Here is a 12,615-nt window from a genome sequence, read left to right on the forward strand (position 1 = left end):
AGTTAGGTACAAAGTTCTTGGTTTTTAGGGAGCAGGGAGCAGGGAACAGGGAGCAGGTAAGAGGTAAGTCGGAAGTGGTAAGTCGGAAGTGGTAAGTCGGAAGAAGGACAACAATCCTGTGTACCTGATAGTTATGGAAAGCGCCATATATGTTAATTTATGATTCTAAAAAATTTGGCAGCCTTTTTAACCTGAATATTTCCAGTATAAAAGCTCGAAAATCGAACTACTAAAACGATAGTTATCGTTTACTGAAAACACAATTTTTATTTAAAAAAATGATTAATTATTGGAAATAAATAAATTACTTTTTATTCGCCTTTGCTTCAAAATATTCTATTACATCAATCCTCAAAGGTAAAGTTACTTGTTGCTTTAATTTTTTGGCATAAGGATTGGGTCGGCTTTTCATATTGGCAGCGATGCAGCGCGGTCTTGGGGAGGCAGCGCGGTCTTGGGGGTCTCCCCCCGGAGACGAAACCTGATTACGTTGAGCCTTTATGGTTGGTAGGCTATGCAGAAAAGGGTTAAAACTTATTGATTAAGGCGAGCCTGTCTTACGGTAACTTCGGCGTAGCCGACGCTTGGCCGTAGGCCACGCCAAAGGCGAACGCGAACAAACCATGAGCGACTGCCGTGGTTTCCCCCATGAGCGACTGCATCAAGACAAGGTCATATTCTGGTTTTATGACCAATTTTTTAGAAGGATTTACCAACACTAAAACGATTGTTTAGTGTTGGTAGTGGTATAAAATTAAAATCAATTATGGATTAATTTGAGACTTTTTTATACCTCGATTGTGTTTTACTGTTAGCCTTAGCAACAGTTTAGCAGATTAATACAGCTTATAGTTGGTTTGAGTCTAAACGTTTCCCCCCCTTATCAAGCTAGGGGGGATACTTGGAATTATCAATGGTTACAGGTGCAGTTATCAAAGTCGGTACCTGTGGGCAAGCTAACTCGGTTTAATCCTCTCAATCCGATCACTATTGTGACGGCTTGGAAGTGCTGAGTTTAAGAGTCTTGAGTTCATAAGTGCTGAGTTCGTAAGTGCTGAATTTTGATACCCGATCTGCCAATATCCCCATCTCTCCACAAGTTGCGGTGTCATTAACTGATATTATTACTACTGGAAGACTTTTGAAAAATGCTCAAAAAAACGTCCGGAGTATTGGCAAGTGTTAACACCAGGACACATCGAAGCAAATTCTATGGCTCATCTCCAATGTGCTGTATGTGGTAAAGAATATCCGCTAGAACTGCGTTATCGTTGCCAATCTTGCGATGGAGGTGTGTTGAATGTTGTGTACAGAGGTAATCAAAAGGTAGAATCTGGTTCCGGACTGCAGCGTTTTAAAGATTTTGTTCCGATTAAACCCCTGCCAGAATTTTATTGTCCAGAAACTCCTCTAATTCGATTCGACAATGCTCACTATGTTGACCATGATGGCATTTACTGTAAAGTAGAAGGGGCTTTAGCAACAGGAAACACCAAATATAGACAGAGTTGTATGGCAACACCGGGGTTGTTATGGGGTGGAGTTAAAGAATTTGTGGTCTCCTCTACAGGCAACTCTTCTTCTAGCTTTATGTATTGGGCCAAAGAGCTTGAAGGTCAAATTAGGGTTCATGTCTTTGTTCCCTCAACCCATAGACATCGCTTAAAATTTCAGAGTCCCTATGCCACCATCCATGAAACAGATGTAGATTTTGTGGAAACTGGCAAGTTGGCCAAAGACTATGCTCAAGATCATAATCTATTTTGGGAAGGAGGCTTTTTCAACTTCTTTCGTCGGGAAGGTCTCAAAACAGGGTATATGGAAGGAGCAACCCAAAGGGACTTCCAAGTTGATGTAGTCTTTCAACCCATTAGTAGCGGGATGGGGTTTTATGGGGGATATTTTGGCTTCAAGCAGCTTTTAGCCAATGGGTATATTAAGAAAATGCCTCGTTTTGTTGGTGTCCAGCAAGATACTTGTGCTCCTGTTTATACGGCATTTCATGCTAATAGAGAACAAATTGCTGATGAGGATATTATCCGCAACCCCACTGGAAAGGCTGAGGCTATTCTTAGAGGCAATCCTACCGCAACCTACTCTTATTTGCGCGGTCTAATTCTAGACACTCAAGGAACGGTTGTTGCCCCAACCCAAGCAGAACTTCTGAAAAGCTATGAGGTTTTACAGCAAGCTGGGATTTCTGCTTGTCACACTGGGGCATTGTCTTTGGCAGCGTGTAAAAAGTTGATTCTTGACGGGTGGATTTCCCCTGAAGAAAAATGCTTGCTGATGGTGACTGGAGGACGGATGTACTAGGGCGCGTTCGCGTAGCGTGGCCATTCGCGTAGCATGGCCTTTTGGCCAAGGCCAAGGCCAATCGCATTTTCCCTTTGCTGTTATTCACTCTTGAACAGCAAAGGAAGTCGATTTAACGATATATATCCCCAGTATAACCAGAGAAAATGCTACATAGTTCCATAAATTCAAGCTCGACTCTTTTTATTTATGTCTTAGTTGCTCCTCTAGCCATTGAGTGTCCAATTCCAGAAACTCAGCAGTCCACGTGAAAGGTTCATCGATAAACTTGCTCCCCAGAGTAATACAACTATCTAAAAATGGGGTATCTACTCCTGTGAGGCGGGCTAACACCTGTAGTGGAAAAGCCCCAAAGGGTAATTCTTCTGAGAGATAGCGATGATGGGGATTCCTAAGAGTAGAATTGTCAAGTGCTTTGATCTGGTGAATGTGTTCGTAAAGCGATGGGCCAGTAGTTCCATAGGCTGTCTTAAAATAATCGTACATATCGCTTAGATCAGGAAACCCTAATGCCTTGGCTATGGCTAGACGATCGCGATCGAAATCACCAATCAAATTAGCAGTGCGAGGACCCATACCTCGGTAAATGTTATAATTTTCTCCTAGCTCCCATCTGGTTAAAGAGGCGATGATTAAGGGAACGTGAAAAACATCATTACATTTATCCAAGTTTACTTCTAAACTCGAAGACAGTGGACGCAAATTCTCGAACAAACCTTGATAGGTAGCAACAATCCGCTCTGTCATATCCGAGTTTTGGGCAGCGACTTTGAACTGTTTTTTAAACCTCTTTATAGCTACTTGGTCGTCAGCGTTTCCTCGACAAGCAAAGGGGGTATTGTTTACATCTGCAACTGCGGGTAATTGGGTTTCACTCATGCCAAATTATTTTTGCCACACTTTGCAGAAAACTCGACCTGAAAAACGGCTAGAACAAATCAACAAAATATTGGTTTGAGGGGTCATATACTCCCCCAAAATCCGGGCATAAGATTCAACATCCTGACCTCGACAGCCAATCACAATATTATTGGGTAATTTGCCATCATGAGTGGCGGCAATTTCCTCAATCTGGTTAGAACAAGCTGCAATTGGATAATTACCCGGTGAACATACACCCGTTGAACGAACAATCTTAGTTTGACTAATTGAAGAAGAACGACGAGAAAACAGATCAACGTTATGGCCTTGAGAACTCAGGTGAACTGCTGTGGCTAAACCTACATCTCCTCCACCCACAACAAGGTAATTATCTTGTGACATATCTTGTGACATAAAAAAATATCCTTTAAGCTCTATAATTGTGAATATGTAATTTAAATTATGAACAGCTTATCACAAGAGTTTCACCGATTTTTATGCAGGTTAACTGTAATCTCGAAATTATTGATAATGGAGGTAGCTTATTGACATAGACGCATCAGATTAAAAGTTTTATCATACTAAAAAATAACTTTTTTATGTATTTTTGGATACAAACTTACATTAGCTTACCCTGGTTTAAGTTCCGCTACTCAAACGATAGTTCTCGTTTACTGACAACACAATTGTGAAGGTATAAATTGATTAATTCTTGGGAAGAAATTCCTTTTTATTGCGCCTTTGTTTCAAAATATTCTATTACATCAATACTCAAAGGCAAAGTTACTGGTTGCTTTAATTTTTTGGCATAAGGATTGGGGCGGCTTTTCATCTTGGCAAGGTCATATTCTGGTTTGTTTTATCCTCGATAGTGTTTACTTTCATTTTTGGTGGCTTTGCGGGCTGAAATGATTCTGATTACTGATTGCTCTTATCGGTAACAATTAACAATAAGTAAAAATCGGTCTTCTATATCAGAGGTTGTCTGAGAAGTCTCATTTGCTACATCCAAGCCCCCGTTGGTCCCCCAATTTTGGGGGACTTTTAGAAGCAAATTGACTCTTATTCCCCCCAAAGTTGGGGGGCTAGGGGGGCAAAATTCAGTATAAAAAAACTTTTCAGATATCCTCTCAGAATGATCTTCGTCCCAAAACTGGATTGCCGCTAGTAGCAATAGGCAATCAAACCACACAAAACATTAAAGGGTTGGCACTTTCGGGTGGATCTCATTTTTATTATTTGACCCAACAGTGGTGCGTTACGGGGCGGACTGTCCCAACTCTGGCTACCGATAAAATGAGGGCTACCCTAACGCACCCTACTGGCGTGGCACACCTAAAAACGTTTGTTGGGTTGAGCGGTAGGGAAACCCAACAAAGCGTTACTGGTGTTGGGTTTCATTCTTCAACCCAACCTACGCTTATTGCACCAAATTAGCTGTGCCACGCCACTACGGAACTACTTATCCAAAACTGATGTCCAGACCTGTAAATTCCCTAACCAAGAATTTAGCTGTCCACGATTACAACCTGCAGCTTCCCCTTCTGCCTCTAAACTAATGGAATGATTTCCTGAGGAAACAGGGCCGAGATCAATTTGATCTGAGGTCAAGGGAAGGCTGCTGAACTGGCCAGATGCGCCCTTCCACCCAAGGGTACCTGTAGAACGAACACGGTCACCGTCAAGGTAGAAATGGATTTTAATTGGGCTGCAATGAGTAGGGGGGACGACATACTTAACTTTTAAGACACCGCGCGTTGTTACATCTATTGCGAAGCGGTTACTGCATACTTGGCCACTGCCATTACAACTTACTTTTTCTGGGCCAAAATTTTGAGACTCGATTCTCTCCTTATCAAACAAATTAGGAAACAAATCAGGCACAATCTGGATCACGGGTGCATCTCCTAAAAGCTGTTTGATTCGGTGGTGCGTTACGGGGCGGACTTTCCCAAAGCTGGCTACGAGCTGGAAAATGACGGCGAGCCGCCCCTAACGCACCCTACGTAATATTTTCAAATATGAGATGCACCCTGGATCACAGCTGCCCCCAGTACACCAACCAGGCCAATTACAGCGACAATTATCTGTATCTTATGACTTTTATCTTGACCACTCATCCCACTTTACCAAAGGTGATGGTCATCGACGTTCGATGACTTTTCGTTTTGTAGTTTTACCTAATTTATAATTATATATTATAAGGAGTAAATATTAAATGGGTGGACATTGTTCCGAGTCTGTTACCAGTTTTTCCTAGTTCATGCAGTTCATCTAGGGTGGACAGTAGTTGATACAGCTTCACCAAGCTGGGCTTTGCACCTTGATGAACACTGCCCACCCTAAGATTAATAAAAATGATGCAAGATTCCAGTGTTAATCAACTGAAATCTTGCTAGCTTACTCAAATTTCAAAAACCTAAGCCATCAAGCGTTGCTGAATCAAGGAATGAATGTCCAATCATCTGGTTTTGGTCAAGCCCCCTAAATCCCCCAAGTTTGGGGGACTTTGAAAGTCTTGTTCCCCCCAAACTTGGGGGGCTAGGGGGGCAAAACCATACCCATAATCAGCAACGCCAGCCATCAAGCAGTAAAATATCTAGCGATTGGGTGATAAGCTACAATTGCTGTCGTAGATTGCTCTGGATACAACTGCTCACTCTCATCCATGTATAACTTAATGCGATCGCATTCCAACAAATCCAACTGCTTGTACTGATCCTGGAGATTTGGACAAGCGGGATAGCCAAAACTATACCGTGAACCCTGATAGCGCTGAGCCAACACATCCCGAATGCTATCGGGTTCTCGATCTGCGAACCCTAACTCCCGACGAATCCGAGCATGACTCCACTCCGCCAAGGCTTCAGCCATTTGTACCGCCAATCCGTGGTAATACAAATAATCGGTATATTGATCACCATCAAATAATTTCTTAGCGTACTCTGTGGCAATATCACCTACAGTTACCGCCTGCATCGGGAACACATCGAATTGACCTGGTTCTGCAAACTCCTTCGGTAAAAAGAAATCCGCTATACACAAACGCTTACCAGACCGTTGCCGAGGAAACTCAAATCGTGCCACCTCTTGCAATTCCTTCGAGTCTTTAGCGGCTTCGGAATTCATCCCTTGGGCATCATAAATTATCAAGGAATTCCCCTCAGCTAAACAGGGAAAATATCCATACACCACCTGGGGATGTAACAAGTTCTCAGCAAGAGTTTTTTCCTTCCATTTGGCCAGAATTGGGTCAACCTTTTCCTTCAAAAACTGATTATACTCTTCCCTCGACTGGCCCTTTGGCTTCCGAAACTGCCATTGTCCAGCAATCAACGCCTGCAAATCCAGATACCAAAAGATTTCCTCGAAGGAAATATCTTCTGGCTGGAGTATCTTGGTTCCCCAGAATGGCGGTGTTGGACGCTCAATATCCAAGGTTACCCCTTCCGAACGATTAGTATCTGGGGGAGTTGAAACGGGAGTTGCTGGTTTAGAGTTGTCTTGTGAACCATTCTCCTGCAACTTGTCAACCGCTGAACCATTCTGTTGCAACTTGTCAATGGGTAAGGTGTCAACGGCTGCACCATTCTCTAGCTCATCGATAAACCCTTTGATATCATCCCAGTTACCAGCTGATTTTGCTGGCATTAACTTATCCATGAAATGGAGGTCAGAAAAGGCATCTTTACCATAAACCACCTGACCGTTGTAGGTATTCTGGCAGTCCTTATGGACAAACTTTGGTGTTAGGGCAGCACCCCCTAGAATAACTGGTACCGTAATTCCCCGCTCATTAAAGGTTGCCAGATTATCCTTCATAAAGGCGGTAGACTTCACCAGTAGCCCACTCATGGCAATACAGTCAGCATTGTGCTTTTCATAAGCATCAATAATATTGTCTACTGGCTGTTTAATCCCCAAGTTAATCACCTCGTAGCCATTGTTGGACAAGATGATATCCACTAAATTCTTGCCAATATCGTGAACATCTCCTTTCACCGTAGCAATTACAAAGGTACCTTTAGCATTCTTCCCTGCTTCGGATTTTTCCATATATGGCTCTAAATAAGCCACTGCTGCCTTCATGGTTTGAGCGGATTGTAATACAAACGGCAGCTGCATTTGCCCAGAACCAAATAGTTCTCCTACCACTTTCATACCGTCGAGCAAAAAGGTATTGATAATCTCCAGGGGAGGATATGTTTCTCGGGCTTTCTCCAGTTGTTCTTCTAAACCAATCCGTTCCCCATCAATAATATGACGCTTGAGCCGCTCTTCTACCGATAGGTTTTCATCTTGAGAGCGATCGCGTTTTGTGGTTTTACCTTCAAACAGGGTAGTCAGCTCGGCCAAGGGGTCATAGGTACACACATCCCCATCAAACTCTCGCTGATCATAAATCAGTTTTCGACAAACCTCTTGATGCTCTGGCTCAATCTTGGCTAAGGGTAAAATCTTACTAGCACTAACAATGGCTGCATCCATCCCCACTTGCATTGCTTCGTGCAAGAACATGGAATTAAGCACAATTCGTGCGGCTGGGTTTAGTCCAAAGGAAATATTAGAAACCCCCAGGATAACATGACACCCAGGCAATTCTTCCCGAATCCGACGAATGGATTCGATTGTCCCTTTGCCGTTTTCCCGGTCTTCCTCAATTCCTGTGGAAATTGGTAACGCTAGCGTATCAAAGAAGAGTTCATGAGCTGGGATACCATATGCGATCGCATCGTTATAAGCACGTTTAGCAATTTCAAACTTCTTATCCGCTGTCCGCGCCATACCATCTTCATCGATAGTACCAATTACCACTCCCGCGCCATAGATTTTAGCTAACTCCAGTACCTTATAGAACCTAGGTTCCCCATCTTCGTAGTTAGTCGAGTTAAGGATACACTTACCCCCAACCACCTTTAAGCCAGCCTCCATCTTTTCCCATTCCGTGGAGTCCAGCATCAGGGGTAAGGTGGAATTTGTGACTAAACGGGAGGCCAATTCGTTCATATCCCGCACTCCATCCCGTCCCACATAGTCCACGTTAACATCTAGGACGTTAGCCCCTTCCCGAATTTGGGATTTAGCCAAAGATACCAATCCATCCCAATCTTCTGCATTCAGCATGGTGCGGCACTTTTTAGAACCACTAGCATTAAGCCGTTCACCAACAATTAGGAAAGAATTATCTTGCTCATAAGGCTGGGAGCTGTAAATCGATGCTGCTGACGGTTCATACTTAGGATGCCGTTCCTTCGGGGTCAGGGTTTGGGCAAACTCCGCTAACTGTTGAATATGAGCTGGCCTAGTACCGCAACAGCCACCAATAATTTGTACTCCCAAATCCTCTACAAAATGCATCAGTGCCATCCGCAGTTCCATGGGAGTAAGCCTGTAGTGAGCTTGCCCTCCGACATTTTCCGGTAATCCAGCATTAGGGATACAGGAAACCACAAATGGGGAACATTCAGACAAGTATTTGATATGTTCCTTCATTTGCTCTGGCCCAGTGGCACAGTTAAGACCAAGGATATCAATCGGGTAAGGCTCTAGAATCGTTAGCGCCGCATTAATTTCTGACCCTACCAGCATAGTACCCATCACTTCCATAGTGATCGATACCATCAGTGGCAGTCTTGCCCCTTTTTTTTCAAATACCTCTTCTATGGCATTCAGGGCTGCCTTAATTTGCAGCACATCCTGACAGGTTTCCACGATCAGCAAATCAGAACCGCCATCATACAACCCTAAGGCTTGTTCCACATAGGCGTTCTTCAAGGTATCAAAATCAATATGTCCCAGGGTAGGGAGTTTAGTCCCAGGACCCATGGACCCGGCCACAAACCTAGGTTTTTCTGGAGTGGAGTATTCCGCTGCCATCCGTTTCGCTAGTTCCGCAGCAGCTTTATTGAGGTAATAGGCTTGGTCAGCTAGATCATATTCTGCCAGTACAATCGAGGTACCGCCAAAGGTATCGGTTTCAATCACATCTGCTCCCACCTCCAGGAAGCCCCGATGCACCTTTTCCACTGCTTCTGGTTTAGTATGGACTAGGTACTCATTACATCCCTCGTACTCAGGTCCACCAAAGTCTTCAGCAGTGAGGTTTTGGGTTTGGAGAGAGGTTCCAGTTGCCCCATCAAATACGATAACCGGGCGCTTTGGGCTATGGAGGTGATTGAGAAAAGGGCTATTCATAGATTCAGTTGCTATTTATTGACTTCAGTGGTGTGTTAACCGTTGACAGTTTACGGAATTTAGTTGATTTATGTTGGCTCTTATAATTACTTTATCAAAAATCGCCAAAATTATTTTATTTTATTTTTGGTATAATTTAAAGATTAGACAAAAATAGGTTTTAACGAGACTATAAGTGGCATTTTGTTGACAGTTTAAGGTTTAATGTTGAAGGTGAAAATTTAATTTCAATAAAGGTGAAAAGCAACAGTCATACCAAAACGAGTTTAGACAATTTATTATTATTTTAATACTGGCGTTAATTAACTAGTTTCGTAAATCCATTAAAGCAGATTTATAGCGTTGATCATACTTATAGTTAACAGATGCAGCACTAATAACTCACTTTACGTCGGCACGGATCTCTTGGAAAAGCCCAAGGGATCGTCGCTCCCTAAAGTGCAGCAAAAGTTAGGCAGTGCAGTTACTAAGAACTTGGCTATACTTTGGGTAGCCGATTGTACTCAATTCGATAACAATCTCCTCTAAAAAAGTGTATAATATAGAGTAAGTTATGTGATGGGAGAGACAATGCAAGTTAAAGACCTCACAATTGAAGAGTTTAAGGTTCTCATCCAAGAAACAGTGACTGAAACTCTAGAAGCACTGTTGAGCGATCCTGATAAAAATAAACAACTAAGACCTGAGGTTGTGCAAGAGTTGATTGATTCGCTTCACCGCACTCAGCTTGGAGAGCCTGGTATTCCTGCAGAGGAAGTAGCTGAGAAACTTGGTTTAAACTGGTAATGACTAGTTCTTGGAACCCTCGAACGAACTAGTTTTTTTCATCCTCAAGCTGCTTTTGCCCAGTGGGTTGCTATAGCCTGCAAATTAATATTGGTCGGGCAATTACGACTATTTCATGATTCCCCTCCGGAAGAAAGTGTTGGAAGTGTTGGAAGTGTCGGAAGTGTGGGGAGATTTTGAGTGGTAATGGGGTATCGAACGATGGGATCGCCTCAAGCAAGAAATGCGTTCGCGTAGCGTGACCTATGGTCAATCGCGTAACGTGGCCTAGGCCAATCGCATTCATCCCATCCTTAGATCCCCTCAACTTTTTCTTGTTGCCTTGTTTACTCAAGTAAAAATGCTATCGCTATTTCAGTTTCCTGTCTTTTGTTGTCATCAAAGACAGGAAGCTGTTTTTTTTATTACCAATAATAACTCGAATTAAGTAAGCCTTCAGCTGAAGGCTGATAGCTGATAGTTTACATTATAAACCAAATATAGCAATTCTCTATGCCATGAGGTACAAAGGTATCCCCCTAAATCCCTATTATCAAGGGGGACTTTGACCTCATAAATCCTAGAAAGGTATCCCCCGTTGGTCCCCCTTATCAAGGGGGACTTTGACCTCATAAATCCTAGAAACGCTACAACCCAAAAGCTGATGATAACAACACCAGAAAATTATCAGCTTTGTTTTAATACTATTACCTCTTACTTTTTGCCATACTCTCCACACTTTCCACATTCTACTATTGGCCATATTTCGTAATAAAAAAAAAATCCCAAACCCCTTGACATTTTAATTAATTTATTTATATATTAATAACATAACCACTTAAGAGGAAAGATTCTCATGACTGAAAACATTCCCCCCACCCCGGACAACCAAGGTCGCCAACCTAAGAAATCCAAGCTCTTGTTGATCGGAACTCCTAAACAGGTTCGCGATACAATTAATGCTCTGTATTCCCTTAAGTATGCATACCCCTACGAGTGGAGCACTCCCGAGCCCACCGAAAAGCCTGGTGAGGTGATGACCACTTTGGTGCGATATTTTTACCTAGACTAGGATAGGAATTTGCCAGGGCTTTTACGCCCTGGCCACCATCTAGATTCAAGGTTGTTTTCTGAAGCGGGATGAAGTAGTATGGAATAGCATAAATCGGAGGTTAGAATGTGGTTGCTTTCGAGCAATTGCTGACTAACTCTGGTGGAATGTTTTTAGTCATCAGAATTGATTTCATTGAGTTGACCTAAAGTGTACTCATTTTTGTTTACACTTTAGAATTCGGTCAAGACTTGGGTTTAACCAGAACTTGACCGAATTTTTTTTTGCTATATATTTAAGCATTCAGTTATCAGCTGTCAGCTGTCAGCTATCAGCTATAAGCATACGGCGGTTTGCATAACTATCAGGTACACAGGATTGTTTTCCCTCTTCCCTCTTCCCTGCTCCCTGCTCCCTGTTCCCTGTTCCCTGTTCCCTGTTCCCTTTGCTATATGCTTACCCCAGATGCACGTAATCTAAATCTAATAATGTTTCTAATTTCCCTATGGGAAGATGGCACAGGAATTCTCGGACACTGGATACTTTCTGGGCGCGCAAAGCAAATAATGTCCCACAGTAGGGAAGATGTTTAACTGCTAAAGCAAAATCTTTCTGTAGAGGGATGTCTTTGTATTGTTCGTAGCTTGTTTCTATTTCTCTAACCAAAGCGTCATAGTTAGCTTTAATTTGATTAAATAATTCCAACCATTTGGGATAGTAAGTTAAAAACTCTTCTCCTTCATTGGTTAAAATAATCTCCAATATACTACGAGTAGAAAATCCGCTTTTGGCAGAAGATATTTCTATATATTTCGCCGATTTTACTTTAAGTCGATTAAAACGATGGTCGCAAACAATATAGCCCTCTGATATCATCGGATCTAAAGCTTCTGTAGCTTTGATAATCAAGGGTAACGTTGTTAACGGATACGTCTTAACAATTTTCCATCCATATTTACCTTCCCATTTACTGGGTAATTCTTCCTGCAATGTCTGAATATTTCTCGCCCCATGCAGGATGAGTTGTTCTCTATTGTGTCGCACTACAATGCGATTATAAGGAGTCATTAACTCAAACATAAAACAGTATGCTGTTTTCTGGGGAAATTGATAACCTGCCGAGTGCCAAACTTTCCAAAAAAGTTCAGCAAATGTCAGATCAAATCCTTTAATTTCAGCGATGCCATTCGGCAAAGCCGACGCTACGCGAACGGCGGTGCCACTTGATTGAACTCTCCATTCCCCTTGGTAAAAATAGAGAACCATCAGGGAACCATCTAATTTTTCATAAACACGAGTGGTAAGCATTCAGGTGATGGGGTTGACAAAAAGGGAAGGATGAGTAGTAGTGTAGAACCATGGAAATCAAACCGCCAGCTATCCCAAATAGCTTTGAAGCTCTGGAACTGCTGCCCCAATCAGTTCTG

General features: G+C 42.6%; 10 protein-coding genes. 3 read left to right on the top strand and 7 right to left on the bottom strand.

Annotation, left to right across the window (positions count from 1 at the left end; translation table 11 throughout):
• Positions 1 to 24 precede the first annotated feature (24 nt).
• Positions 25 to 147, bottom strand: coding sequence for a hypothetical protein (locus F6K46_RS24980; RefSeq protein ID WP_293061950.1), 123 nt, complete (start codon positions 145 to 147; stop codon positions 25 to 27).
• A 1,032-nt stretch (positions 148 to 1,179) separates the two neighbouring features.
• Between F6K46_RS24980 and F6K46_RS24985 the strand changes: the two genes are divergently transcribed.
• On the top strand, positions 1,180 to 2,316 hold the full coding sequence (locus F6K46_RS24985) for a pyridoxal-phosphate dependent enzyme (RefSeq protein ID WP_293117451.1): 1,137 nt from the start codon (positions 1,180 to 1,182) through the stop codon (positions 2,314 to 2,316).
• A gap of 183 nt (positions 2,317 to 2,499) precedes the next feature.
• On the opposite strand, the gene F6K46_RS24990 is transcribed toward F6K46_RS24985, so the two are convergent.
• From F6K46_RS24990 to metH, 4 genes are all read right to left on the bottom strand, one after another.
• On the bottom strand, positions 2,500 to 3,195 hold the full coding sequence (locus tag F6K46_RS24990) for an NAD/NADP octopine/nopaline dehydrogenase family protein (RefSeq protein WP_293061954.1): 696 nt from the start codon (positions 3,193 to 3,195) through the stop codon (positions 2,500 to 2,502).
• A 6-nt stretch (positions 3,196 to 3,201) separates the two neighbouring features.
• Positions 3,202 to 3,591 carry an FAD-dependent oxidoreductase gene (locus F6K46_RS24995; protein WP_293061956.1) on the bottom strand — a complete coding sequence of 130 codons (390 nt, stop codon included), beginning with the start codon at positions 3,589 to 3,591 and terminating at the stop codon, positions 3,202 to 3,204.
• Positions 3,592 to 4,635: 1,044 nt separating this feature from the next.
• Positions 4,636 to 5,073 carry a hypothetical protein gene (locus F6K46_RS25000; RefSeq protein WP_293061958.1) on the bottom strand — a complete coding sequence of 146 codons (438 nt, stop codon included), beginning with the start codon at positions 5,071 to 5,073 and terminating at the stop codon, positions 4,636 to 4,638.
• A gap of 687 nt (positions 5,074 to 5,760) precedes the next feature.
• Positions 5,761 to 9,372: a methionine synthase gene (gene metH / locus F6K46_RS25005; RefSeq protein WP_293061960.1), complete on the bottom strand. Its 3,612-nt coding sequence runs from the start codon at positions 9,370 to 9,372 to the stop codon at positions 5,761 to 5,763.
• A 558-nt stretch (positions 9,373 to 9,930) separates the two neighbouring features.
• On the opposite strand from metH, the gene F6K46_RS25010 reads away from it, so the two are divergent.
• The gene (locus tag F6K46_RS25010; RefSeq protein ID WP_293061962.1) at positions 9,931 to 10,158 is read left to right on the top strand and encodes a hypothetical protein; all 228 of its coding nucleotides are present in this window, start codon (positions 9,931 to 9,933) and stop codon (positions 10,156 to 10,158) included.
• 70 nt (positions 10,159 to 10,228) lie between these two features.
• Here the strand turns inward: F6K46_RS25010 and F6K46_RS25015 are convergent, their stop codons facing one another.
• The gene (locus F6K46_RS25015) at positions 10,229 to 10,465 is read right to left on the bottom strand and encodes a hypothetical protein (protein WP_293061964.1); all 237 of its coding nucleotides are present in this window, start codon (positions 10,463 to 10,465) and stop codon (positions 10,229 to 10,231) included.
• A 528-nt stretch (positions 10,466 to 10,993) separates the two neighbouring features.
• Here F6K46_RS25015 and F6K46_RS25020 point away from each other — a divergent pair.
• Entirely contained in the window at positions 10,994 to 11,209 is a 216-nt protein-coding gene (locus F6K46_RS25020; protein ID WP_293061966.1) for a hypothetical protein, read from the top strand.
• 435 nt (positions 11,210 to 11,644) lie between these two features.
• On the opposite strand, the gene F6K46_RS25025 is transcribed toward F6K46_RS25020, so the two are convergent.
• The gene (locus tag F6K46_RS25025; RefSeq protein WP_293061968.1) at positions 11,645 to 12,496 is read right to left on the bottom strand and encodes an RNA ligase; all 852 of its coding nucleotides are present in this window, start codon (positions 12,494 to 12,496) and stop codon (positions 11,645 to 11,647) included.
• Positions 12,497 to 12,615: the final 119 nt, after the last annotated feature.

It is taken from the genome of Moorena sp. SIO3E8, assembly GCF_010692445.1.
In the GTDB taxonomy this organism is placed as follows: Bacteria; Cyanobacteriota; Cyanobacteriia; order Cyanobacteriales; family Coleofasciculaceae; genus Moorena; species Moorena bouillonii.